Origin of the sequence: Roseobacter sp. N2S (assembly GCF_031454055.1) — a bacterium.
In the GTDB taxonomy this organism is placed as follows: domain Bacteria; phylum Pseudomonadota; class Alphaproteobacteria; order Rhodobacterales; family Rhodobacteraceae; genus Amylibacter.
In genome coordinates this window covers 29,379-51,811 of record NZ_JAVDQB010000002.1, presented here as the reverse complement: position 1 = coordinate 51,811, position 22,433 = coordinate 29,379, and the positions used below count along the sequence as shown (strand labels likewise).

Sequence of the window (22,433 nt, the reverse complement as noted above, 5' to 3'; positions counted from 1 at the left end):
GGTTAGAGTGATTGAGCGGAGGCAGAAATGAGCGATCAGGTGTTGCAGTATATTCCAAGGATCAGAGCCTATTATCAGGCGTTGGGCTATGGCAAACCCTATGATTGGGCGGTGCATGACACGGTGCCTTTTGCGTCTATGATCGTCCCCTTGTCGTCGGCGCGGATCGGCATTGTTACCACAGCGGCCCCGTTCAAACAGGGCGCAGGGGATCAGGGGGCTGGGGCGGCCTATAACGGGGCTGCCAAGTTTTTTGAACCCTTCGCTATGGCCACATCCCCCGAGCCGGTGTTGGGGATTTCCCATATCGCCTATGACCGCACCCATACCACGGCTGCGGATCAGCGCAGCTACTTCCCGCTGCAAGCTCTGCAAAAACTGACGCAGGGTGGGGTGATTGGCCAAGTTGCGGACCGTTTTTATGGACTGCCTACCAACCGTTCACAGGCCAAAACACGACTGGACGGTGAGGCGTTGGTGGAGTTTGCCAAGCAGGATCAACTGGACGGGATCGTTTTGGTGCCCAATTGCCCTGTGTGCCACCAATCCGCGTCCATCGCGGCACATGTTCTGGAAACCGCAGGGGTGCCCACAGTGGTGATGGGCTGCGCGCGCGATATAGTGGAAACTGTCGGCGTGCCCCGTCTGCTGTTCAGTAATTTTCCTTTGGGAAACGGGGCAGGGATACCAGATGATCCCTCCGCGCAGCTGGAAACTGCCCGCCAGGCCGTAGAGCTATTGGCCAGTGCCACTGCGGCGCGCACAACTGTACAATCACCGATTGTCTGGTCCGGCGCTGCGGACTGGCAAAAAGATTATTCCAACGCGGATCTGCTAAGTGCCGCAGAAATTGCCAGCCGCCGCGCCGAATTCGATCGGGTCAAGGCGCAGGCCAAAGAGGTAAAGGCAAAATAAAAGGCGCCCGAAGGCGCCTTGAAATCGTAATGGAATTGGGGGGATTACTTGCTTAGAGGGCCGATCATCATAATCATCTGACGACCTTCCATTTTAGGCATGTTTTCCACTTTCCCGGCTTCCGCCTCGGTGACCGCATCGGCCACACGGTGCAACAGTTCGGACCCAAGACGCTGGTGTGCCATTTCGCGACCGCGAAAGCGCAGGGTGATCTTCACCTTATCGCCGCTGGCCAGAAACTTATACACGTTGCGCATTTTCACATCAAAGTCGTTGGTATCCGTGTTCGGACGGAATTTGACTTCCTTGACCTCGATGATCTTTTGCTTTTTGCGCGCCTCGGACTCTCTTTTTTGCTGTTCGTATTTGAACTTGCCAAAATCCATGATTTTCACAACTGGCGGGTTCGCGTTTGGCGAAATCTCCACAAGATCCAGACCGGCCTGAATGGCAAGTTCCATGCCGCGCGCAGGCGTCACAACACCCACGTTTTCGCCTTCGGCGCCGATCAATCGGATTTCGTTGGATGTGATGCGTTCATTGACGCGAGGGCCAGTGTCGCGCTGGGGTGGCGCATGATGAGGTCTACGGGCTATTGGTTTCGAGTCCTTTGTGGCTTTAAAGTTATGGGCAATATCTACCTGTGCTTGACGAAAGGATCAACCATCCATTTTTACTGGCTCTACGAAAGTTTTAGGCGGGTAAAATAAGGGGCAATTTCAATTAGCACTTGCAAGACCTGCTGGAATGTCCAAGCTAATTGGCGGATTGTTGCCGTCCTGTCTGTAGGGGCGGCCAAAAAGAACTGCCAAGGGAAAAAGATGAAAAAGATTGCTGGATTTATCGCGCTGGGATTGGTGATTATAATCGCCATTTGGGGATTTGCGGATAAGAAATCACGTGACCGTATGGCTGTGATTGAGGCTGCTCAAAGCGCCTCTGATGCGGCGCAAGTGGCTGCACAAACCGCAACCAAAGCCTTTGATGATGCGAAAGCCAACGCTGAAACAGCGGCGGCGGCGGTGGAAACAGCGCAATCCAATGTGGCGGAAAAAGCCGAGGCAATCAAAACAGCCGTGGCCAATGTGACCAAAGCAGAGGAGGCGGTTGATGCGGCCATGGCCTCGGCTGAGGATGCAAAAGCAGCGGTGGCCAGCGCCACACAAACCGCCATCAAAGCCCGCGCAGCCCTGCAATTGGGCGCAGCTGACACCCCGTTGGCTACGCTCGACGGGGCAAAAGCGGCACAGGCTGCGGCGCTTGATGCGGTCGCAGATGCCAAAACTGCGGTAGAAAGCGCAAAGGCTGCAGCGCAGGATGAACTGGCGCAGGTTGAGGTTGCCAAAAAAGATCTGAATGCGGCGGCAACCGATGTGGATAACACAAAAGCTATGGCCAATAATGCCAAGGTTCTGGCAGATAAAGCCTCTGGCGTGGCCCAAACCGCCCAAGATGCGCTCGATGCTATGCAAGCCAAGGTGGATGCCGCCGCCGCAGACAGTAGCCTGCCAGCCGTTGACGAAACTGCACTGGAGCAAACCACCGCTGCTGCCCAAACCGCCCAACAAGCGGCAGATGCTGCGGGCAATGCTGTTAGCGCAGCAGATGCCAAAGCCGCAAGCGACCTAGAGGTTTTGGGCAAGGCGCAGGACGCTTTGAACGCGGCCATGTCAGCCGCCGATGCCGCGCAAGCCCCTGTTACTGCTGCCGAAGATGCCTTGGCACAGGCCGAAACCGCAGCAGAGGCGCGGCGTCAAGATGTGGCCCAGGCCCAAGCCGCCTATGACGCAGCCCGCGCATCCGTAAGCGAGGCAGAAGCCACCGCAGGGGATGCGTCAAACGCCCAAGCACAAGCAGAGGCAACCTTGCAAACAGCCCGCAAAACAGTGGAAAGTGCCAAGGCCGGTCTGGCCGAAGCCAATGCCGCTGTTGAAGCCGCAAAACAGGCGGAAACGGACGCTAAAGCGGCCGTTATCACAGCGCAAGAGGCAGCAGATGCAGCGGCGTCCGGGATTGGCGCTGCCGCCGAACAAGCCAGTGCCGCGCAAGCCGCAGCGGATGCTGCTTTGAGCGAAGTTAACGCACTGAAATAATTGGTATTCCCTTCACTTCAAAAGGCGCCGAACCCCTTCGGCGCCTTTTTTCGTTTGTATGGGCAGAATTCAGCCGATCTCCAGTATTTCCAAGATGTTAGCGCTTGAAATTCAAGTCGTAAGCGCACAGATGCAGCTCTTGGAATTCAATCACCACGAGATGGGTAAAAATAATGAAGAATTTGATGATAATCGGCGGTGTTATCGTCGTCGCCGCTGGCGGCTATTTGGTCTGGTCCCTGAGCCAAGAAAAAGGGTCAATGACAGAAGCCCCGACAGTTGAAATAACAACGCCAGAAGTTGTTGTTATTGACCCCACGGAAGAAAACACACCTGCAGAGGTAGAGGTCGAAGGCGCGCCGGAAACCCCAGAAGCGCAGGTTGAAGCCGTACAAGACGCCGCCGAAGCCGCCGTTCAGGATATTCAGGACTCAGCCGCGCAACAGGTAGAAGCTGTTGAAGAAACCGCCACTGACGCTGTGAATGAAATTGTGAACGAGACAGCCGATACGGTGAACGACGCTGCGCAAGTCACGGATACGGCAGTAGAAACGATGACGGATGCTGCCAATGAAGCCGCCGATTCCGCAAATGAGGCTGTGAACTCCGCCATTGAGAAAATCAATGACGCGGCGAATTCAACGACAAACGGCACCTCCGCTGACACAAGTGTCAGCAGCGAAACTGCCGTAGAAGGTTCCGTCGAAGAGCCCAAACCAGCGACAGAATAAATCTGAATATCATTTAGATTGAAAGGGGTCGTTTTGCGGCCCCTTTTTTGTCAGAGTGATAACTCAGGGCGTGAAAACCGCCTTACGTTCAAAGCGCATTTGGTCTGTGGTTTCATCATCATAGGTGATGTGAACGGTCACCGATTGGATCGATCCCAGCGGGTAAGTCGCATAGATTTCCTGATCCTCCGCAAAGACATTCGGGTTGGGAAGGTCTTCATCGCAATGCCCGATGTCCCAGTCCTTAAGGATATTTTCATCGTTCACACTGTAAGACAGTCGCGACAGGCCGCAGCGCCAAGACAGTAATTGTGTGAAATACAGGATATCACTGCCACCATATTCCCGTACCGCGATCCAACTGGCTTTGGTGGCGGTCAGAATGGGTTTGATTTGCTCTGCCGTGGTGAATTTCATCTGGGCATTTGCGACGAAAGGCGTGGCGGTTAGAGCTACAATGAAGGAGAGGCGTTTTGTATAATTTAGCATAAGAAAGACCTTTTCCCCCGAATTTGCGCAATATTTCAGTCGCTTTGCAAGATTTTTCAGCAGCCCCTGTTGAATCCATTCCATTTTTTCAGCCTAGTGGCTATAGGTCAGCTTAAACAGGACAGGCGGTAGCTGTGGCACAGGATTTTAACGTATTTGCAATCGTGCAAGGAGGGCGGCTGGAATATGAAGCTGTTCTTTTTGTGGCGTCATTCTTTCACAGAAACCCGAATTTCACCGGACGCCTGATCCTAGGAGAGCCGCAACCCTCCGAGCGTTGGGACGACGACCCCCGCATCCAAAACCCGCAAGTGCGCCGATTGTTACAAGATCTCGGGGCGGAAATTGTACCATTTCAAAACGGTGTTTTTGGCAGCCGCTACCCCAATGGAAATAAAATTATCGGGTTAACAGCCTTGCCCGACAATGAACCGTTTGTGTTCTTTGATACGGATACGCTGTTTACCGGTCGGCTGAATACCGTGCCTTTTGATTTCGACCGCCCGACCGCGTCCATGAAGCGGGAAAACACCTGGCCCGAGGTGGAGCTTTATGGCCCGGGTTACGGCGAGATGTGGAAGTCTTTGTATGATAAGTTCGATCTGGATTTCGATAGCTCGTTGGATAAATCGCAGCCGGATGAATACTGGAAACGGTATCTTTACTTTAATGCGGGATGGTTCTTTTACAAAGACCCTGCCGAATTCGCGACCTATTTTACCCATTATGCCACTGAAATCGAACGGGAAGCCCCTTGGCAGATCGAAACGCAGGAGCTTTACCCCTGGCTTGACCAGATCGCCTTGCCTTTGGTGATCCACAAACTGGGGGGTGCACGGGATACATTGCCTTCGGGGCTGCTGGACGGAGAGGTGAGCTGGCACTACCGCTATTTACCGCTGCTTTATGCAACCGCGCCTGACGAAGCGATTGACGTGCTTGAAAAAGTTCTCGCGCCAAATCCGATTAAGAAAGTGGTCAAAGCCTATGAACCTTTCCGCCGTTTGGTGTTTCAGGGCAAAGGGCATAAACTGCGTGAGATGTTTGACCGCGATAACCTGCCGCGCAAGGAAATGGCGATCCGGCAGCGGATCAAAAAGGCAAATATGTGGTATCGGTAGTGGGCAACCGGTCGGCTCGGCTTCAGGTATTTATGCTCTAAAGAAGTCGCGACGATTGGGGCGCGATTATTTGGTGCGGGATTGTTTTTCCACGATGCCGGATGTGCCCTCGCGCCGTTCCAGTTCGGCGTAGACGTCTTCCAGTTTTACATTGCGCGCCGACAACATGACCAGCAAGTGGAACAACACATCTGCTGCTTCTTCTGTAAGGTTCTTTTTGTCGCCTTTGGCTGCAGCGATGATGGCTTCTACTGCTTCCTCGCCAAACTTCTCGGCACATTTTTCAGGGCCACGGGCGAAGAGTTTGGATGCGTAGGATTTTTTTTCATCCGCGCCTTTGCGGGATTCGATTGTACGGGCGAGTCGTGTGAGTACATTTGCCATAATATCAAAGCCTTACCGGAATACCTGCGGCCTGCATATGGTGCTTGGCCTGTTGAATAGTGAAGTCACCGAAGTGGAAAATCGATGCGGCAAGCACCGCTGATGCGCCGCCTTTGGTAACGCCTTCGACCAGATGGTCAAGGGTGCCAACGCCTCCAGATGCAATGACGGGAATGGAAACCGCGTCGGAAATGGCACGGGTCAGGGGCAGGTTGAACCCGGCGCGGGTGCCGTCGCGATCCATACTGGTCAGAAGGATTTCGCCAGCTCCCTTAGCGGCCATATCGCGGGCGAAGTCTACGGCGTCGATGCCGGTGCCTTGGCGTCCGCCGTGGGTGAAAATCTCCCATTTTCCGGGGGAAACGGTTTTGGCGTCAATGGCAACAACGATACACTGAGAGCCAAAACGGTTGGCGGATTGGGCGACCACGTCGGGGTTGGCTACAGCGGCAGAGTTGAAGGAAACTTTATCTGCGCCCGCCAGCAAAAGGTTGCGCACATCATCAGGGGTACGCACGCCGCCGCCGATGGTTAATGGCATGAAACATTGTTCCGCCGTACGCCGTGCCACGTCAAACATGGTGCCGCGATTTTCCACCGTGGCGGCAATATCAAGGAAGCATAATTCATCCGCGCCCGCCGCGTCATAGGCCTTGGCGGATTCGACGGGATCACCTGCGTCAATCAGGTCGACGAAGTTCACGCCTTTGACCACACGGCCGTCTTTGACGTCAAGGCAGGGGATGATACGGGTTTTAAGCATTGCGTTTCTTCAGCCAGTCCAGCGCGTACATAGTACAACCGCCAAGTAAAATCCATGCGACAAGGAAGGCCCAAGTGGACATAAATCCGATGGGCAGGCTTGGGTCATAGAGCCAGGTAAAGTCGCGACCCATTGCGGTACAGGACAGGATTGTGCCATCGTCATAGGCGCAAGAGCCGATCATATCCGCAATCACCGCAAAGATGGTGGTACACAGGAACACCATCAGCGGCAGGGTGTATAAGATGACGATAAAGCGTTTCAGGGTCATGCTTTCAAAAGCGCTGCGGCATCGGCCACGTTGATCTGCCCGTCGTAAAGCGCGCGACCGGAAATTGCGCCGTCCAGCGGGGCGCCGCAGTCTTTCAGTGCTTGTAAATCCGCCATGGATGATACGCCGCCAGAGGCGATGACCGGAATGGAAACCGCATGGGCGAGTGCAGCCGTGGCGGCCACATTCGGGCCTTGCATGGCCCCATCGCGGTTGATGTCGGTGTAGATAATTGCCGCGACGCCTGCGTCTTCGAACTGACGGGCCAGATCGGTGACGTTGATGGTGGTTTCTTCGGCCCAGCCGCGTGTTGCGACCATGCCGTTGCGCGCGTCAATACCAACCGCCACATGCCCTGGAAAGGCTTTGGCCGCTTCGCGCACCAGATCGGGGTTTTCGACAGCCACCGTGCCAAGGATCACCCGTTGCAAGCCTTTGGAAAGCCAGCGTTCAATCGTGGCCATGTCGCGGATGCCGCCGCCCAATTGTGCGGGTACCTTCACGGTTGCAAGGATCTCTTCCACGGGGCGGGCGTTGACAGGCTCGCCTGCAAAAGCGCCGTTCAAATCAACCAGATGCAACCAGTCACAACCTTGATCTACAAAGGCCTGCGCTTGGGCTGCGGGATTGTCATTAAACACCGTCGCCTGATCCATCTCGCCTTTGTAAAGCCGCACACAGGCGCCGTCTTTCAGATCAATCGCGGGGTAAAGAATCATGGTGGTGTCCGTGGTTTTTGAATTTCGTTTTGCCTTAGCGCTATAGGGGTAAAATTGCAAAGGGGTGGTTTACCTCGGGTTTTGCTTGACCCTTGGGGCAGCTCTGCGCAGGATCGAAGCACCACAGGAGGACAGAATGAAAACACTGGTACTTATGGCTGCATTGGCAGGATTTGCCGCACCTGTTGCGGCGGATGATATTTTTGGAACATGGAAGACCATAGCCGACGACAACGGGAATTCGGGCCACATTGATGTGTCAGCCTGCGGTGCCAAAATTTGCGGCGTGCTGGTGAATTCTTTTGATAAAGACGGCAAGGCATTCAAGTCGGTGAACCAAGGGCGAAAGCTGATTTGGGATATGGAAAACAAGGGCGGCGGCAACTATGGCGGTGGCAAGGTCTATTCGCCGGATCGGGATAAAACCTATTCCGGCAAGCTGGTTTTGAACGGCAACCGTCTGGATGTAAAAGGCTGCGTGTTGGCAATCTGCCGCAGCGGCGGGTCCTGGCAGCGGGTGAAATAAACCGGTTAGGGTTTCCACTGCAAAAAATTGCCAATCAGTCGCAGGCCGGTTGATTGGCTTTTTTCCGGATGGAACTGGGTGCCGATGATATTATCACGGCCCACAGCCGCGATGATATCGCCACCGTAATCAACTGTCGCCACAATGTCGGACGGGGTTGCGGGCATCAGGTGATAGGAATGCACAAAGTAAACATGATCACCCGCTGAAATTCCGTCAAAAACCGGGTGGTCCGGTGTTTGGGCTAGGTTATTCCAACCCATATGCGGGATTTTCAGGGTCGGATCGCTCGGCGTCAGGGGGACGACCTCTCCCTTGATCCAGTCAAACCCTTTGTGGTCGCCATGTTCGCGCCCCCAAGTGGCCATCATCTGCATGCCAACGCAGATACCCATAAACGGGTTGCCAGCTTTGACTTTTTCCTCAATTGCGCCGAACAGCCCGTCGATCGCGCCCAATTCGCGGCGGCAATCGGCAAAAGCACCCACGCCGGGCAGCACGACACGATCCGCCTTGCGCACCTGATCCGGATCAGCGGTGACGATAATATCGCCGCCACCCACTTCAAGCGCCATCCGCTGGAAACTTTTCTGCGCAGAACGCAGGTTGCCAGAGTTGTAATCGACAATCGCAGTGATCATTCGGACAATGTGCCTTTGGTAGAGGGGATCGCATCGGCTTTGCGCGGATCGGTTTCTAGGGCGGTGCGCAGGGCTTGGGCAACAGATTTGAACGCAGCTTCTGCGATGTGGTGGCTGTTGAAACCGTCCAAGGCTTCGACGTGCAGGGTGATGCCGCCCTGCATGGCGAAAGCGGTGAAAAATTCACGCACCAGTTCGGTGTCAAAGCTGCCGATCTTTGCGGTTGGCATATCCACTTTCCACACCAGATAGGGGCGGCCTGACAAATCAAGAGCCGTGCGCACCAGCGCGTCATCCATCGGCAACAAGCACGATCCGTAACGGCGGATGCCCCGTTTGTCGCCCACAGCCTCGGCCAGGGCTTTGCCAAGGGCAAGTCCCACGTCTTCGACCGTGTGGTGGTCGTCGATGTGCAGATCACCTTTGGCGCGGACTTTCATATCAATAAGCGCGTGGCGCGACAGTTGATCCAGCATGTGATCAAAGAATCCGACGCCAGTTTCATTGTCATAAACACCCGTCCCATCAAGATTAATCTCGACTGTGATGGCGGTTTCGGCGGTTTTACGAGTCAGGGTCGCTGTACGCATGGGGCAGGGCCTTTGTGCTGTTTGATGGCGTTATAGGCGGGGATTGTGCCTGTTCCAAGGGGGAAGATGGATTTGCAGGCCAGCGAAACGCGACTGTTGCCGTGCAGCGTGTGATCTGTGTTACTGCTGCTCAAAAGGGAACAGATAGGTGCGATAATCTTGCAGCATAAGGTCGAGCGTTTTTTGGTCCGCCGCATTCAGCGACTGGCGCAGGGTTTCTGCTTGTTCGCGGGCGCCATCCGCACGCCCGACCGCGGCCAGTTCGGCCCAAAGCGCGGCGCGCATCGGGTCTGGGGCCGCCAGTCCTGCGCCACGGGAATAGGCCGCAGACAGCCGCAACTGGGCCGCTGGGTGGCCTTTGCTGGCGGAACGAAAGTAAAATTCAAAGCCGCGGGTTTCATCGACGGGCCGCCCAAGACCAAGGCTGTAAATGCTACCCAACAGAAATTCCGCCTCGGCATTTCCGGAATTTGCAACGGGCTTCAGTTCGGTGACAGATTTGTCAAACTGCCCCAACTGAAACGCATCCCGCGCCGTCTGCATATCGGCCAATGCAGGGCTGGTCAGTGCCGCACTAGAAAGCCAGCAAAGGGTAATGGCAAGGTTCTGCATGGCGTTATTCTTTTTATGGCTGGGCTTTGCGCAGGAATAACACAGGCACAGGATTTGCCCAAGCCTCTGATGCCAAGCGACTTTCGCCAGTATGATTCTGCACAGGTAGCGCTTGGAAAGCTGCTGTTCTTTGATCCGCTACTGTCTGGCAATCGAAATATTTCCTGCGCGACCTGTCACAATCCAACCTTTGGCACAGGCGATGGGTTGGCGCTGGGGATTGGGGAAGGCGGTATTGGCGCGGGTCAGGATCGGCAGTTTGGCACGGCAAAGCTGCTGCAATCACGCAATGCGCCTGCCTTGTGGAACCTTGGAGCCCGCCAAGTGCGACGCCTGTTTCACGATGGACGGGTCGAACTGAAAGGCGGGCGCTATGTAACACCTGCCGGGGGGCAATTGCCTGCTGGGCTGAACAGTCTGCTGGCTGCGCAAGCCTTGTTTCCCTTGATTGCGCGCAGTGAAATGGCCGGGGGGGCAGAGGATAATGAGATCGCAGAAGCCGCGCAGGATAATGCGCAAAAGGCTTGGGGATTGATCGCAGGGCGCGTGGAAGATGCCGCTCGGTACAAAAAGTTAATGCCGAACGTGGATGTTAATATATCCAGCATAGTCAATGCAATAGCGGCCTATGTTGATGTAGAGTTTCGCGCAATAAATACGGCCTTCGATCTGTATCTGGCAGGCGATCCCACCGCACTAACGGATCAGGCACGGGCGGGGTTGGAACTGTTTTATGGCCCAGCGGGATGCAGTGGTTGCCACAGCGGGTCGTTGCTGTCGGATCAACGGTTTCACGCTCTGGCAGTGCCGCAATTTGGCCCGGGACTAACCCGCCGGTTTGACCCAATTGCGCGGGATGTGGGGCGGATGGCGGTGACGGATGATCTTGCGGATGCTTATACTTTCCGAACGCCATTTCTGCGAAACGTGGCCAATACCGCGCCTTATGGCCATAACGGTGCTTTTGCTACGCTGCGTGAAATGCTGCGCCATCACAGTGATCCCGTCGGCAGTTTCACGTCTTGGACGCCTGACAAAGTGACATTGCCAGAACTACATAATTCCGCGCGATATCCCTTTGCCTTGATCGCGGATGACATCGAAAATACCCGAATTCTAAACGCCTTTGGTAAAAGCAATGCGGGGGCTGTCCTGCCTATGCAATTAAGCGAAACTGACATCTCAAAACTTGTCGCATTTTTGAAAGCCCTGTCTGTTCCAGCCGTCCCGTTGCAACAGTCGGGAGTTACGCCGTAAAGCCTATACCCAGTTTAAAACCACCCCTTAGAAATTTGAATTTCTTTTCTATTTCTTGATTTTTAACCCTGAAAACGATACCCTGTTAGGTAGAGTTGGCGTTGGTCCTCATTTAGGAAGAAGCGGGCTGTAATGATTGACAAAATACGCTCCATGGCGGTGTTTTCATTCGTTGTGGAAGAAGGCTCCTTTGCTGCAGCCGCTTTGAAAATGGGCCTTTCTGCGGCGGCTGTGTCAAAGCATGTTGACGCTTTGCAAGAACAGATCGGCCATGTCCTTTTGGTCAAACGCGGCTCTAATCTAGAGCCGACGGATGAAGGTCACATCCTGTTTCTATCCGCCCGCGAAATGGTGCGCATGGCTGAAATTGGACTGGAAACTATGGCCGATACAGACAGGGTGTCCTCTGGCAGTATTCGGATCAGCATGCCGGTGTTCCTGTCCGGCGGGATTTTGCAGGAAATTGTGGAGGATTTCTTACTCGCCAATCCCAAGGTCAGTATGCATCTGGATTTTGTGAAAACCCCTTCTAATCCGCTAAGCGACGAATATGATTTGTCTGTGACAACGGCGTTGGTGGAAAGCAGCGAAATTTCCTATCGCACGCTTGTGGGCGGCGGCGCTGCGTTTTATGCCGCCCCTGATCTGGCAGAGCGGATCGCCCAGATGGAAATCAGTGAGGTTATCCGCAAAATTCCGATTTTGCTAAGCACGGATTACACCGCTTCGGATTGGGCTGCGATGTTCCAGAACGGGACCAAAGGCGTGAAGCCCAATTTGAAATTCCGTATCAGATGCGATGATATGGGCCTTATCCACAAACTATGTACATCCGGTGCAGGTCTGGCAATTCTGCCTAAATCCCGCACATTTTCAGACGTGGCCAGCGGGCGTTTGGTGCCCGTTTTAAACGACGTAAACCTGAAACAGGTGGATTTCTTCGCCATTTGGGCCACGCGATCCCATAAGGCAGAACTGATCCTGTCTTTTCTGGATCATGTGCATGACAGTCTCCAGCGGATGAAGTCTTAGGCCGTCCCCTGTTGATTTCCGCCGTCATTGGCAAAATTCACTTGCCCATCACGGCGCGGTGTTCTTAATAATACTATGGTAGAAACTCCGGGTAAATTATCGCTTTGGGCGATTGAAGTGTTCATCGCCGCCGTGGAAGAGGGCTCTGTGTCCAACGCGGCCAAGCGGCTGTCGGCCAGTGTATCTTCGGTGTCCCAACAGCTGACCAACCTAGAGGCAGCCCTTGGCGCAACCCTGCTGGATCGCAGCACCCGCCCACAGCAGTTAACCTCGGCCGGGGCGCTGTTTTTAAAACGGGCACAAACGATCCTGTCAGAAGCCAACCAAGCCAAAGCAGAACTGGCGGTTTACAACTTTTCCAGTATGACACGGCTGCGGCTGGGCCTGATTGAGGATTTCGACGCCGAGGTCACACCCGCTTTGATGGTACAACTGGCCAGCGCGTTGAAGGGCTGCCAATTCCTGCTGGAAAGTGCCAGCAGCTATACCCTGACGGATGCGCTTGAATCACGCTCGCTGGATCTAATTGCGGTGGCGGATCTGGATATTGCCGACAAATGGATGGAGGTGCACAGTCTGATGACCGAACCTTTCATCGCGGTCGCGCCCAAAGGCTATGTGGATCAGACCAAACCTGTTTTCGATCAATTGGAAAAACTGCCCTTCGTGCGCTATTCCTCGCGCCAGATGATGGGCCGCCAAATAGAGGCGCATCTGTCCCGTCAACGGATCAACCTGCCCAACCGGTTTGAATTTGGCAGCTATCACGCCATTTTGTCCATGGTCGCCAGCGGACGCAGTTGGACGGTGACAACCCCGCTTGGCTACATGAGCGGGCAGCGGTTTCACGGCGCGCTGGATGTAATGCCTTTGCCGTTCAAAGCCTTGTCGCGCAGTATTTCTTTAATCGCGCGCAAAGGCGAGATGGACAGTATTGCAGGGGATGTAGCTGGTCTGATGCGCCCGCTGATCCGCGAAAAACTGGTGACACCCTGTCTGGAACAATTCCCATGGATGGGCGCGGGCTTTCGGGTGGAATAACCGCGTTTTATAAGCAGGAGACCCCCATGTGTGGACGATTTGCCCTGACCCTGCCAACCGATGCCGTTGCGGGATGGTTTGACGCCACCCATGTCACCGCCAGCTTTGATACGCCGCGTTATAACATCTGCCCGACACTGGATATTCCTGTGGCCGTCACCCATGACGGGGCCCGCCATCTGGTGCCGATGCGCTGGGGGTTCATTCCGAACTGGTATAAAGCCCCGAATGACGGCCCGATGCTGATAAACGCCCGCGCTGAAACCATCGCCGAGAAACCCGCATTTCGCGCTGCTGTGCGCAGTCGCCGCTGTCTGATCCCCGCGGACGGGTTTTACGAATGGCACCGTGAAAAAGGTAAGGGCAAAGAACCGTGGTATATCTACCCCGCGCAGGGCGATTTGATGGCTTTCGCGGGAATCTGGCAGGTATGGACCGGAGCTGAGGGCCAAAGATCGGTGACTTGTGCCATGGTCACGACCCAGGCAGGACCAGACATCGCCGAAGTTCACCACCGCGAGCCTGTCACCATTCAGCCCAAAGATTTCGGGCTTTGGCTGGGGGAGGAGGGCAAGGGTGCGGCCAGTCTATTGCACGCCGCCGATCCGCGCTTTTTTGCCCGCCACCGCGTGGGATTACAGGTGAACTCGGGCAGGGTGGACAGCCCCGATCTGCGCGATCCTGTGGTGGATTGAACAGGTTAGAAAGACGTGCCACAAGGGTGAAGCAGATTCACGCAAAACGGTGCTCCGATGCGATCAAAACCTTACGACATGCCGCCCCTTACGATGCTACGCGCGTTTGAGGCCGCCTCGCGCCGCGGCGCATTCAACGAGGCAGCTTCCGAACTGAACGTCACCCCGGGGGCCGTCAGCCATCAGGTCAAAGCGTTGGAAAAATGGCTGGGTATGGCCTTGTTTACTCGGGGCCACCGCGCCGTGACATTAACCGATGATGGAGAGCGGTTGTTCAGCGTGCTGCGCGATAGTTTCCGCGACATTGCCGCGATCACTGCATCCCTGCGCAGTCAGTCCGATACACCCCGCGTGGAAATCGCCGCAACAACTGCTGTATCCTCCCTTTGGCTGACGCCACGGATCATTTCGTTCTGGCAAGACCACGAGAGCATTCAGGTCAACCAGCAAATTTCAGATCGCTTGCTACAAAGGCCGATCCACGCGGATCTGGCGATTGAGTACCGTCTGGACGAACCCAAGGAACCGGCGTTTGTCCGTTTGTTCGGGGATGAATTGGTCCCCGTCTGCACCCCTGCCATTGCCGAGCGTTTGCAAGGGGCGAGCCTTGAAGATTTGGCCAATGAATCCCTGATCAACATGGATGCGCGCAACGAAAACTGGACCACTTGGGCGGCTTGGTTCGATAAGATGAAATACCATGGCCCTATCGGACTGGCGCGCCGCGTTAACAATTATTCCATCGCAATCCAACTGGCCCAAGAAGGCGCGGGACTGGCACTCGGTTGGCGAAAACTCACCGCTCCGTTGTTAGAACAGGGTCGTCTTGTTCCGCTGGAAGACCACGTTTGCCCCGCACCTGGCGCGTTCTACCTTATCGCGCCCAACGCGGATATGTCCGATGCAGCCCGTGTTCTATATGATTGGATGGTGGCACATCACATGAGTTGAATTCACCCAAAATGAAAGATTCTGGATATTGTGACACCAATATTTTCGGCAGAATACTGGGTTCAGAGAGTTTTCAGAAAAAGGGTGGTGTGATGACGATACAAACTTCTGACTTATCCGCAGTGATGCAACCGGTGGCCACAGCCAAAGGCCTGCCTAACGCGCATTACGTTGATCCCCACGCCTTTGACGAAGAACGCAAGTCCGTTCTCTTCGCCAATTGGTCAGGCGTCGGATTCGCTAAAGACGTGCCAAATGAAGGTGATGCAAAACCGGTAGATTTCCTCGGCGTCCCCTTGCTGATCCTGCGCGATCACGATGGGGCCGTGCGGGTCTATCAAAATACTTGCCGCCACCGTGGTATGATCCTGATCGACAAGCCTGGCAACATTCGCGGCACCATCCGCTGCCCCTATCACAGCTGGTGCTACAGTCTCGACGGACGGCTGCGCTCCACGCCTCATGTGGGCGGGCCGGGGCAAAACATTCACCCTGAAATCAAGCGCAATGAATTGGGCCTTATCGAAATCCGCAGCCATGTCTGGCTGGATGTGGTTTACGTGAACATTTCAGGGCAAGCCGCTGATTTTAATGTGGTTCACGCAGAACTGGTGGATCGCTGGGCAGAGTTTGACAAACCGCTGTACCATTCCGGTGCGGACAGTTCGTTCACGTTGGATGTGAACTGCAACTGGAAACTGGCCGTAGAAAATTATTGCGAAAGCTACCATTTGCCTTGGGTTCACCCCGGCCTGAACAGCTATTCCCGTCTTGAAGATCACTATAACATTCAGGAAAACGGTCGGTATTCCGGCCAAGGCACATTGGTTTACCGCCAGTTAAAAGGCGATGACGGCATTGTTTTTCCTGATTTTTCCAACCTGACAGATACATGGGATACGGGTGCCGAATATATCACCGTCTTTCCCAATGTCCTGCTGGGCGTTCATCGTGACCATACCTTTGCCATCGTTCTGGAACCCAAAGAGCAGGGCAAAACCCAAGAGCATGTGGAAATCTATTACGCCTCGGAACATTCTCTGGAGGAAAAGTTCGCAGATATAAGGGCAAAGAATTCAACCCAGTGGAAAGAAGTCTTCAAGGAAGACATCTTCGTGGTCGAAGGCATGCAAAAAGGCCGCAACGGTCCCTTCTTTGACGGCGGAAAATTCTCCCCCGCCATGGATGGTCCAACCCATGTTTTTCATGAATGGGTGGCGCAGTCCCTGTCGGCAGGCCGCCAATTGGCCGCCGAGTGAGCAGCCTAAACGACGCCTTGCTTGCCGCACATCTGGCAAACGACAGCGAAACTTTGGTGCGCCTGTACCGCGCAGCAGGGCAGGACGCTTTGAGCAAAAACGAAGTCCAAGGCTGCTTTTATCTTACCCACGCTTATGTTTTCGCTTTGGAAGCAGGCCTTCCAGAAGCAAGCGAGCTGCACGCCACCCTGAAATCCCTCGGCCGAGAAAGCTAATCCCGTTTCAATGTTCCCAAAATACTCATATTCCCCCGTTACACCCCCAAAAAACGCCGCAAATTTTACACCGTGCCATCCTGACCTCTGCGTATCATCCAAAGGTTGGTCGGGATCACATGCAGGAGCACACAGATGAAAACCCATGCACAAGCCGTTGTCATCGGAGGCGGTCTGGTGGGCTGTTCCATTCTCTACCATCTGGCCAAACTGGGCTGGCGCGACGTTGTTTTGCTAGAGCGGGATGAACTGACCTCGGGGTCCACATGGCACGCCGCCGCTAATTTGCACGGGCTACATGACAATAACAATATCTCAAAGATTCAATACTATACCATGAATCTTTATAAAGAGTTGGAACAGGAAACCGGTCAGGGTTGTGGTGTGTTCCAGCCGGGGTCCATCTATTTGGCCCAAACCGAAAATCGCGAACATCAGTTGCGATTGCAAGAATCCAAAGCCCGCTACTTTGGTGAAAAATTCTACGAACTCACGCCGGAACAAGCGCTCGAAAAGAACCCGTTTCTGAATCTGGACGGGGTGCGATGCATCATGTTTGAAGAAGACGGCGGCAATGTAGATCCCAGCGGCGTGACGCAGGCCTATGCCACGGGTGCGCGGCAGATGGGGGCGGAAATCCACCGCTTTTGTCCCGCCACAGCAACACTGCAACAACCGGATGGCAGTTGGATTGTGGAAACCCCAAAGGGCAATATTCACACCCAATGGGTGGTGAATGTGGGCGGGCTTTGGGCCCGCGAAGTTGCGGCAATGGCAGGGGTGAAACTGCCGTTGCAGCCGACCGAACATCAATATCTGGTCACCGAAACCATCCCCGAAATCGCCGCAATGGATCGCAGATTACCATCAGTCGCCGATCGGGACGGTGAATATTACATGCGCCAGGAAGGCAACGGCTTGTTGATTGGCGCCTATGAAAAGAACCTGAAATTTTGGGCTGAAGAGGGCACGCCTGCGGGATTTGGTCATGAATTGTTTGACGGCGATCTGGACCGGATCATGGACAATCTGGAACGGGCCATGGAACGGGTTCCCGTGGCGGCGACTGCGGGGATCAAACGGGTGATCAACGGGCCGATGATCTGGTCGCCCGACAGTGCAGCGCTTTATGGTCCGGTGCCGGAACTTAAGAATTATTTCTGTTGTTGTGGCATCATTCCGGGGTTCAGCCAGTCGGGTGGGTTGGGGTTGATGTCGGCCCAGTGGATCATTCAGGGTGAGCCGGAATTTGATATGTTCCCTTGGGACTTAACCCGCTTTGGCCATTGGGCGGATAAAAAATTCACCATGGAAAAAGTGGCGGATCAATACTCCAAACGGTTTGCAATCCACTTTCCGTTTGAAGAACGCCAAGCGGGGCGTGAAACACGGGTGCGCCCGATTTACCAACGCCAGAAACAGATGGGTGCGGTGCACGGGCTGAACTACGGCTGGGAACATCCTTTGTGGTACGCGGGCGCGGGAATTGAAGGACGTGAGAGCTATGGATACACCCGTCAAGACTGGTTTGAACCTGTCGGGCGCGAGTGTCGCAATCTGCGTGAAAACGTTGGTGTGGTGGATGTGTCGAATTTCGGAAAATACGAAATCAAAGGCGCAGGCGCTGCTGGCTGGATCGACAGGATTATCGCCAATCATGTACCAAAACAGGTCGGTCGGTCTTGCCTGACGCCCATGCTGGGTATTCGGGGCGGGATCGCTGGGGATTTCACCGTGACCAAATTGGCCGAGGATCATTTCTTTATGATCGGAACCGGCATCGGTGAACGCTATCACCAGCGTTATTTCCAGATGGTTCCGCTGCCCGAGGGCACCACATTCGAAACAGTCACAGATGCTTATTGCGGGGTCAATGTGGCGGGTCCTAAATCCCGCGAATTGCTGTCACGCCTGACCCAAGAAGACCTGTCTAACACAGGCTGGCCGTTTATGCGGTCACGCAAGTTCACCATTGCGGGAATTGAGGCGATTGGCATTCGTGTGTCTTTCACTGGCGATCTGGGGTGGGAAATCTATGTGGCCGAGGCGGATCAGGCCAAACTGTGGGACGCATTGTTTGAGACTGGCAAAGACCTTGGGATCATGCCTGTTGGCGGGCGCAGCTTAGGTTGTTTGCGGATCGAAAAAGGCTACGGGTCGTGGAGCCGCGAATATTCGCCGGAATATTGGCCCCAAGAGGTTGGGTTTGAACGTCTGATCAAGATGGACAAGCCCGAGTTTCTGGGACGCGAGGCCTATGCTGCCATCATGGACAATCCGCCGCGCGAAAAGCTGGTGTGTTTAAGCATTGAAACAGACAACGCCGATAGTTCTGGCGGGGAGCCGATCTTTCTGCCCGATGGCACCCCTGTGGGTCGGATCAGTTCGGGGGCTTACGGGTTCTCGGTCGGTAAATCCTGCGCGTTGGCTTTTGTAAAAACTGCCCATGCAACGCCGGGGACGGTTTTGGATGTGGCGGTGTTGGGGCGGCCCCATAAAGGGATTATTCTGGCAGAGCCGCCGTTTGATCCTGCCGGTCTTCGGTTGCGCGGATAGGGTTGGATTTGGATATTTGGGCCAAAAAGAGGCTGTCCGAACTAGGCTGATTTGGGGGAACAGCGCGCTTTACAGGCTTAGTCGGTCGCGTAGGGCGTACCATGACATGGCGAGGATCAGGCTTGGGGTGCGCAAAGCCCGTCCGCCTGGAAAGGGCAGGGTCGGGACGCGGGCCATAACGTCGAAATCCTCGGCCTGACCTGCAATTGCGGCAGCGGTGATTTTCCCAGCCAATGTGGACAGGGCAACTCCGTGGCCTGAATAACCCGATGCGGTAAAGATATTCGGGGCGATTTTGCCGAAATAGGGCATACGATTGACAGTGATCGCCAAGGTGCCGCCCCAAGCATAGTCCAGTTTCACGTCTTTGAGTTGCGGATAGATTTGCAACATGGGCTTGCTAACCAGCGCGCGGATGTCTTTGGGGAAGCGGTAGCTGTAGGTTTCGCCGCCGCCGAACAGCAGGCGGTGATCGGCAGAGCGGCGGTAGTAATTGACCACAAATTTACTGTCAGCGATGGCCACATCTTGGGAAATCAGGGCTTCAGCCCCGTCCTGGCCAAGGGGTTCTGTAGCCACGATGAAATTGTTGATGGGCATGACGCGGGATGCGGTTTTTTCGTTTAATCCGCCAAGGTAGCCGTTGCAGGCCATCACCAGATATTTGGCGGTGATTTTACCATGAGGGGTGATGACGGTTGCAGGGTCGCCTTGGTCGATTTTGGTGACTTCGGATTGTTCAAAAATCTGCACGCCAGCGGCGGCAGCGGCGCGGGCCAGACCAAGAGCAAAGTTCAGCGGATGGATATGGGCCGCCCCCATATCAAGCGTGCCGCCGTGATAGACGTCGGTTCCTACCAACGCACAGGTTGCGGCACGGTCCAAAGGCTGGATGTCGGCGTAACCGTATGTTTTTGCCAGATGTTCGGCATAGTCATGTTCATGCTGCACATCGCGGGCCTGCCAGTCTACATGGGCCACGCCGGGTTTATGGGCGCAGTCAATGGCGTGGGTTTCCGCAAGGGATTTGACCAATGCCTTTGCTTCTTGGGACAGGGACCACAGGTGGCGGGCATCATCGAGCCCCACCATCTTTTCCAGATCCTGCTGATCGCGCCGCTGGCCTGATCCAACTTGCCCGCCGTTGCGCCCCGATGCGCCCCAGCCAACGCGCTGTGCTTCGACCAAGGCAACGGAGTAGCCTTTTTCAGCAAGGTGTAGGGCGCTGGACAGGCCTGTAAAACCGCCCCCGATAACACAAACATCGAACGTCTGCGCACCTTGGAGACTGTCAAAAGGCTGCAATTCGGTTGCAGTGGCGGCGTACCAACTGACTGGGTAGCGGCCTTTTTGGTCGTTGGCGTAAAGCAGGTTCATAGGTCAGACGTTCATCAACAGGTGTTCGCGTTCCCAAGGGCTGATAACCTCTTGAAATTCATCGTATTCCATGTGTTTCGCGGCTTTGTAGACGGCGGTGAATTCCACGCCCATCATTTCTGTCAGTGCCTCATCCTCGTCAAGCAGGGCCAAGGCTTGAATCTGCGTGGGGGGGATATCCCGTTCGGCGTCATAAGCCTCGCCTGTTGCGGCAATGCGGGGTTTGAGTTTGTTTTTCAGCCCCAGGAAACCACAAGCCAGCGAAGCTGCAAGCCCGATGTAGGGGTTGCAATCCATACCCGCAACGCGGTTTTCCACGCGGCGGGATTCTGGATCAGACAGCGGAATACGGATGCCTGTGGTGCGGTTGTTTTCCGCCCATTCCAGATTGATCGGCGCCGAGTGGCTGGCCACATAGCGACGATAGCTGTTCACATAAGGCGCGATAAACGGCGTGGCGGCTGGCAGATGTTGTTGTAGCCCCGCGATAAAGTGACGGAACGCGGGCGTGGGCTTGCCATGGGTGGTGTTAAAGATGTTCTTTCCCGTGGCTTTATCCAGCACGGAATGGTGAATGTGCATGGCCGATCCCGGTTGGTCACCCATGGGTTTGGCCATGAAAGTGGCATAGCAATTGTGCCGCAGGGCGGCCTCTTTCACCAGACGTTTAAAGAAAAACACCTCATCCGCCAGTTTCAGCGGATGGCCGTGTTTAAGGTTGATTTCAACCTGACCTGCGCCGCCTTCCTGGATGATTGTGTCGATTTCAAAGCCTTGCTCCTCGGCGAAATCATAAATGTCGTCGATCACCGGACCGTATTCATCCACAGCCGACATGGAATAGGCTTGCATGCTGGCGGCAGGACGCCCTGTGCGCCCCATAGTGGGTTGAATTGGTTGGTTATAGTCCGTGTTGCGTGCCACAAGGAAAAATTCCATTTCAGGGGCAACAACGGGTTCCCAGCCTTCGGCCTCGTAATAGGATAGCACACGTTTGAGCACGTTTCGGGGCACCAACGGCATTGGATTGCCGTGAATATCCGCCACATCGTGGATGATCTGCAAGGTCACATCCCCTGTCCAAGGGGCTGCTGTCGCGGATGAGAAATCAGGCGTCAGAACCATGTCGCCTTCGGTATATTGGTTATCAATCTCGTCCATATCCACGTAAGATCCGGTAACGGTTTGATAAAAAATACTGTCAGGCAGATACATTGGTTCAAGCCGGCCGAATTTTCGCGCGGGCATACATTTACCGCGGCTGATGCCTGTCGTGTCGGCAATGATACATTCGATCTCTTCCAGACGCCGATCCGCGATGTAATCCTGTGCAGCTTGGGGGATTTTTTCAATCCACTTTAAACGTTCATCCATGAGCCATGGCTCCTTTTAAGAAAGACGCGAAGAGGTCGGCCATTTCGGTTTTGGCCACCGGAGCATCCGCGCTTTTAATCGCGGCCAGTCGTTGTGGATCAGGAACCACGCCTTTGGCGCGGGTCTCAGCCAGACCTTTGACAAAGCCCGCATCAAATTCCGGATGGGGCTGAATAGTGTAAATGTGATCACCAATGGTCATGGCGGCGTGTTTGCAAAAATCAGTGCTGGACACAGTCACAGCCTCGGGGGGAGGAGTTGTGACTTGATCCTGATGCCATGCGAACAAGGGCAGGGTGCGCCCGTCAATTGTGGCGTATTCCACCCGTCCGACAGACCAACCACCCTTGTATTTCTCAACCGTGCCGCCCAATGCCTGCGCAATGATCTGGTGCCCAAAGCAGACGCCAATCAGCGGGCGTTTGGCCGCGTGCAATTCACGCACCAGGGATTCGAGCGGGGGAATCCATGGATGGTCTTCATATGCTCCGAATTTGGACCCTGTGATGATCCAGCCGTCACATTCGTCTATACTTTTAGGAAATTCGCTTTCGATCACATCGTAGGTTAGAAAGTCGAACCCTCGGTTTGCCAGCATGGTTTGAAACATTTCGCCGTATTCACCGAATTCGGACACAAGTTGTTCGGGAGATCTGCCAGTTTGCAGAATACCGATTTTCATAAGTCACCTGTAAGTGTTGTTCGCCCACAGCTTGCACAGAGTCAGGGGGGCAGGCAAGGGGATAGCTGTGCCGCAGCGGACAGACTTGCCAATTTACAGAGGGTGGCTTAGGCAGTTGCGAAACTTTGACTTAACCAAC

25 protein-coding genes are annotated in these 22,433 nt (G+C 54.8%); 13 read left to right on the top strand and 12 right to left on the bottom strand.

Annotation, left to right across the window (positions count from 1 at the left end):
- Positions 1 to 27: 27 nt before the first annotated feature.
- Positions 28 to 915, top strand: coding sequence for a glycine/sarcosine/betaine reductase selenoprotein B family protein (locus GGE09_RS06230; RefSeq protein WP_309744996.1), 888 nt, complete (start codon positions 28 to 30; stop codon positions 913 to 915).
- A 44-nt stretch (positions 916 to 959) separates the two neighbouring features.
- Here the strand turns inward: GGE09_RS06230 and infC are convergent, their stop codons facing one another.
- Entirely contained in the window at positions 960 to 1,511 is a 552-nt protein-coding gene (infC, locus tag GGE09_RS06225; RefSeq protein ID WP_405048539.1) for a translation initiation factor IF-3, read from the bottom strand.
- Between the two features lie 225 nt (positions 1,512 to 1,736).
- Here infC and GGE09_RS06220 point away from each other — a divergent pair, with 225 nt between their 5' ends.
- Both GGE09_RS06220 and GGE09_RS06215 read left to right on the top strand, forming a co-directional pair.
- Complete coding sequence (locus GGE09_RS06220; RefSeq protein ID WP_309744992.1) at positions 1,737 to 3,008, top strand: hypothetical protein; 1,272 nt, start codon at positions 1,737 to 1,739, stop codon at positions 3,006 to 3,008.
- Between the two features lie 173 nt (positions 3,009 to 3,181).
- Positions 3,182 to 3,739, top strand: a complete 558-nt coding sequence (locus GGE09_RS06215; protein WP_309744990.1) for a hypothetical protein — start codon at positions 3,182 to 3,184, stop codon at positions 3,737 to 3,739.
- A 63-nt stretch (positions 3,740 to 3,802) separates the two neighbouring features.
- Here the strand turns inward: GGE09_RS06215 and GGE09_RS06210 are convergent, their stop codons facing one another.
- The gene (locus GGE09_RS06210; RefSeq protein WP_309744988.1) at positions 3,803 to 4,228 is read right to left on the bottom strand and encodes a hypothetical protein; all 426 of its coding nucleotides are present in this window, start codon (positions 4,226 to 4,228) and stop codon (positions 3,803 to 3,805) included.
- A gap of 134 nt (positions 4,229 to 4,362) precedes the next feature.
- Here GGE09_RS06210 and GGE09_RS06205 point away from each other — a divergent pair, with 134 nt between their 5' ends.
- Positions 4,363 to 5,349 carry a hypothetical protein gene (locus GGE09_RS06205; RefSeq protein WP_309744986.1) on the top strand — a complete coding sequence of 329 codons (987 nt, stop codon included), beginning with the start codon at positions 4,363 to 4,365 and terminating at the stop codon, positions 5,347 to 5,349.
- Between the two features lie 66 nt (positions 5,350 to 5,415).
- On the opposite strand, the gene GGE09_RS06200 is transcribed toward GGE09_RS06205, so the two are convergent.
- Genes GGE09_RS06200 through hisA form a run of 4 tightly spaced genes read right to left on the bottom strand, consistent with a single transcriptional unit; the run spans position 5,416 to position 7,486 of the window.
- Complete coding sequence (locus GGE09_RS06200; RefSeq protein ID WP_309744984.1) at positions 5,416 to 5,733, bottom strand: phosphoribosyl-ATP diphosphatase; 318 nt, start codon at positions 5,731 to 5,733, stop codon at positions 5,416 to 5,418.
- A gap of 4 nt (positions 5,734 to 5,737) precedes the next feature.
- Positions 5,738 to 6,496, bottom strand: coding sequence for an imidazole glycerol phosphate synthase subunit HisF (hisF, locus tag GGE09_RS06195; protein WP_309744982.1), 759 nt, complete (start codon positions 6,494 to 6,496; stop codon positions 5,738 to 5,740).
- Positions 6,489 to 6,767, bottom strand: a complete 279-nt coding sequence (locus GGE09_RS06190) for a hypothetical protein (protein ID WP_309744980.1) — start codon at positions 6,765 to 6,767, stop codon at positions 6,489 to 6,491. The genes hisF and GGE09_RS06190 overlap by 8 nt, the downstream gene beginning before the upstream one ends.
- Entirely contained in the window at positions 6,764 to 7,486 is a 723-nt protein-coding gene (gene hisA, locus GGE09_RS06185) for a 1-(5-phosphoribosyl)-5-[(5-phosphoribosylamino)methylideneamino]imidazole-4-carboxamide isomerase (RefSeq protein WP_309744978.1), read from the bottom strand. The genes GGE09_RS06190 and hisA overlap by 4 nt, the downstream gene beginning before the upstream one ends.
- A gap of 136 nt (positions 7,487 to 7,622) precedes the next feature.
- Here hisA and GGE09_RS06180 point away from each other — a divergent pair, with 136 nt between their 5' ends.
- Complete coding sequence (locus GGE09_RS06180; protein ID WP_309744976.1) at positions 7,623 to 8,012, top strand: DUF2147 domain-containing protein; 390 nt, start codon at positions 7,623 to 7,625, stop codon at positions 8,010 to 8,012.
- Between the two features lie 5 nt (positions 8,013 to 8,017).
- On the opposite strand, the gene hisH is transcribed toward GGE09_RS06180, so the two are convergent.
- The 3 genes from hisH to GGE09_RS06165 form a co-directional block, all read right to left on the bottom strand.
- Positions 8,018 to 8,653 (bottom strand): imidazole glycerol phosphate synthase subunit HisH, encoded by a 636-nt coding sequence (hisH, locus tag GGE09_RS06175; protein WP_309744974.1) that lies wholly within the window; start codon positions 8,651 to 8,653, stop codon positions 8,018 to 8,020.
- Positions 8,650 to 9,243: an imidazoleglycerol-phosphate dehydratase HisB gene (gene hisB, locus GGE09_RS06170; protein ID WP_309744972.1), complete on the bottom strand. Its 594-nt coding sequence runs from the start codon at positions 9,241 to 9,243 to the stop codon at positions 8,650 to 8,652. The genes hisH and hisB overlap by 4 nt, the downstream gene beginning before the upstream one ends.
- A gap of 120 nt (positions 9,244 to 9,363) precedes the next feature.
- A complete protein-coding gene (locus tag GGE09_RS06165) occupies positions 9,364 to 9,855 on the bottom strand; it encodes a sel1 repeat family protein (protein WP_309744969.1) in 492 nt (163 codons plus the stop codon).
- Between the two features lie 15 nt (positions 9,856 to 9,870).
- Between GGE09_RS06165 and GGE09_RS06160 the strand changes: the two genes are divergently transcribed.
- The 8 genes from GGE09_RS06160 (at position 9,871) to GGE09_RS06125 (ending at position 18,861) form a co-directional block, all read left to right on the top strand.
- On the top strand, positions 9,871 to 11,112 hold the full coding sequence (locus GGE09_RS06160; protein WP_309744967.1) for a cytochrome c peroxidase: 1,242 nt from the start codon (positions 9,871 to 9,873) through the stop codon (positions 11,110 to 11,112).
- 132 nt (positions 11,113 to 11,244) lie between these two features.
- The gene (locus GGE09_RS06155) at positions 11,245 to 12,144 is read left to right on the top strand and encodes a LysR family transcriptional regulator (protein WP_309744965.1); all 900 of its coding nucleotides are present in this window, start codon (positions 11,245 to 11,247) and stop codon (positions 12,142 to 12,144) included.
- 75 nt (positions 12,145 to 12,219) lie between these two features.
- Positions 12,220 to 13,185 (top strand): LysR family transcriptional regulator, encoded by a 966-nt coding sequence (locus tag GGE09_RS06150; protein ID WP_309744963.1) that lies wholly within the window; start codon positions 12,220 to 12,222, stop codon positions 13,183 to 13,185.
- A gap of 26 nt (positions 13,186 to 13,211) precedes the next feature.
- Positions 13,212 to 13,880 (top strand): SOS response-associated peptidase, encoded by a 669-nt coding sequence (locus GGE09_RS06145; RefSeq protein ID WP_309744961.1) that lies wholly within the window; start codon positions 13,212 to 13,214, stop codon positions 13,878 to 13,880.
- Between the two features lie 57 nt (positions 13,881 to 13,937).
- Positions 13,938 to 14,831: a LysR substrate-binding domain-containing protein gene (locus GGE09_RS06140; protein WP_309744959.1), complete on the top strand. Its 894-nt coding sequence runs from the start codon at positions 13,938 to 13,940 to the stop codon at positions 14,829 to 14,831.
- 92 nt (positions 14,832 to 14,923) lie between these two features.
- On the top strand, positions 14,924 to 16,090 hold the full coding sequence (locus tag GGE09_RS06135) for an aromatic ring-hydroxylating dioxygenase subunit alpha (protein WP_309744957.1): 1,167 nt from the start codon (positions 14,924 to 14,926) through the stop codon (positions 16,088 to 16,090).
- Complete coding sequence (locus GGE09_RS06130) at positions 16,087 to 16,305, top strand: hypothetical protein (protein WP_309744955.1); 219 nt, start codon at positions 16,087 to 16,089, stop codon at positions 16,303 to 16,305. Before GGE09_RS06135 ends, GGE09_RS06130 begins: the two co-directional genes overlap by 4 nt.
- Before the next feature lie 135 nt (positions 16,306 to 16,440).
- A complete protein-coding gene (locus tag GGE09_RS06125) occupies positions 16,441 to 18,861 on the top strand; it encodes an FAD-dependent oxidoreductase (protein ID WP_309744953.1) in 2,421 nt (806 codons plus the stop codon).
- Positions 18,862 to 18,930: 69 nt separating this feature from the next.
- Here GGE09_RS06125 and GGE09_RS06120 read toward each other — a convergent pair whose 3' ends face one another.
- Genes GGE09_RS06120 through GGE09_RS06110 form a run of 3 tightly spaced genes read right to left on the bottom strand, consistent with a single transcriptional unit; the run spans position 18,931 to position 22,294 of the window.
- Positions 18,931 to 20,238 (bottom strand): FAD-binding oxidoreductase, encoded by a 1,308-nt coding sequence (locus tag GGE09_RS06120; protein ID WP_309744951.1) that lies wholly within the window; start codon positions 20,236 to 20,238, stop codon positions 18,931 to 18,933.
- A gap of 3 nt (positions 20,239 to 20,241) precedes the next feature.
- Positions 20,242 to 21,612, bottom strand: coding sequence for a glutamine synthetase family protein (locus GGE09_RS06115; RefSeq protein ID WP_309744949.1), 1,371 nt, complete (start codon positions 21,610 to 21,612; stop codon positions 20,242 to 20,244).
- Positions 21,605 to 22,294, bottom strand: a complete 690-nt coding sequence (locus GGE09_RS06110) for a type 1 glutamine amidotransferase (RefSeq protein WP_309744947.1) — start codon at positions 22,292 to 22,294, stop codon at positions 21,605 to 21,607. The genes GGE09_RS06115 and GGE09_RS06110 overlap by 8 nt, the downstream gene beginning before the upstream one ends.
- Positions 22,295 to 22,433: the final 139 nt, after the last annotated feature.

Excerpts from the sequence above, each read along its gene's own strand:
- GGE09_RS06165 (WP_309744969.1), bottom strand. The coding sequence starts at position 9,855 with ATGCAGAACCTTGCCATTACCCTTTGCTGGCTTTCTAGTGCGGCACTG.
- hisF (WP_309744982.1), bottom strand. The coding sequence starts at position 6,496 with ATGCTTAAAACCCGTATCATCCCCTGCCTTGACGTCAAAGACGGCCGT.
- GGE09_RS06230 (WP_309744996.1), top strand. The coding sequence starts at position 28 with ATGAGCGATCAGGTGTTGCAGTATATTCCAAGGATCAGAGCCTATTAT.
- GGE09_RS06160 (WP_309744967.1), top strand. The coding sequence starts at position 9,871 with ATGGCTGGGCTTTGCGCAGGAATAACACAGGCACAGGATTTGCCCAAG.
- GGE09_RS06220 (WP_309744992.1), top strand. The coding sequence starts at position 1,737 with ATGAAAAAGATTGCTGGATTTATCGCGCTGGGATTGGTGATTATAATC.
- GGE09_RS06115 (WP_309744949.1), bottom strand. The coding sequence starts at position 21,612 with ATGGATGAACGTTTAAAGTGGATTGAAAAAATCCCCCAAGCTGCACAG.
- GGE09_RS06135 (WP_309744957.1), top strand. The coding sequence starts at position 14,924 with ATGACGATACAAACTTCTGACTTATCCGCAGTGATGCAACCGGTGGCC.
- hisH (WP_309744974.1), bottom strand. The coding sequence starts at position 8,653 with ATGATCACTGCGATTGTCGATTACAACTCTGGCAACCTGCGTTCTGCG.
- GGE09_RS06155 (WP_309744965.1), top strand. The coding sequence starts at position 11,245 with ATGATTGACAAAATACGCTCCATGGCGGTGTTTTCATTCGTTGTGGAA.
- hisA (WP_309744978.1), bottom strand. The coding sequence starts at position 7,486 with ATGATTCTTTACCCCGCGATTGATCTGAAAGACGGCGCCTGTGTGCGG.
- GGE09_RS06125 (WP_309744953.1), top strand. The coding sequence starts at position 16,441 with ATGAAAACCCATGCACAAGCCGTTGTCATCGGAGGCGGTCTGGTGGGC.
- GGE09_RS06145 (WP_309744961.1), top strand. The coding sequence starts at position 13,212 with ATGTGTGGACGATTTGCCCTGACCCTGCCAACCGATGCCGTTGCGGGA.
- GGE09_RS06180 (WP_309744976.1), top strand. The coding sequence starts at position 7,623 with ATGAAAACACTGGTACTTATGGCTGCATTGGCAGGATTTGCCGCACCT.
- GGE09_RS06210 (WP_309744988.1), bottom strand. The coding sequence starts at position 4,228 with ATGCTAAATTATACAAAACGCCTCTCCTTCATTGTAGCTCTAACCGCC.
- GGE09_RS06150 (WP_309744963.1), top strand. The coding sequence starts at position 12,220 with ATGGTAGAAACTCCGGGTAAATTATCGCTTTGGGCGATTGAAGTGTTC.
- hisB (WP_309744972.1), bottom strand. The coding sequence starts at position 9,243 with ATGCGTACAGCGACCCTGACTCGTAAAACCGCCGAAACCGCCATCACA.
- GGE09_RS06110 (WP_309744947.1), bottom strand. The coding sequence starts at position 22,294 with ATGAAAATCGGTATTCTGCAAACTGGCAGATCTCCCGAACAACTTGTG.
- GGE09_RS06190 (WP_309744980.1), bottom strand. The coding sequence starts at position 6,767 with ATGACCCTGAAACGCTTTATCGTCATCTTATACACCCTGCCGCTGATG.
- GGE09_RS06140 (WP_309744959.1), top strand. The coding sequence starts at position 13,938 with ATGCGATCAAAACCTTACGACATGCCGCCCCTTACGATGCTACGCGCG.
- GGE09_RS06120 (WP_309744951.1), bottom strand. The coding sequence starts at position 20,238 with ATGAACCTGCTTTACGCCAACGACCAAAAAGGCCGCTACCCAGTCAGT.
- GGE09_RS06215 (WP_309744990.1), top strand. The coding sequence starts at position 3,182 with ATGAAGAATTTGATGATAATCGGCGGTGTTATCGTCGTCGCCGCTGGC.
- GGE09_RS06200 (WP_309744984.1), bottom strand. The coding sequence starts at position 5,733 with ATGGCAAATGTACTCACACGACTCGCCCGTACAATCGAATCCCGCAAA.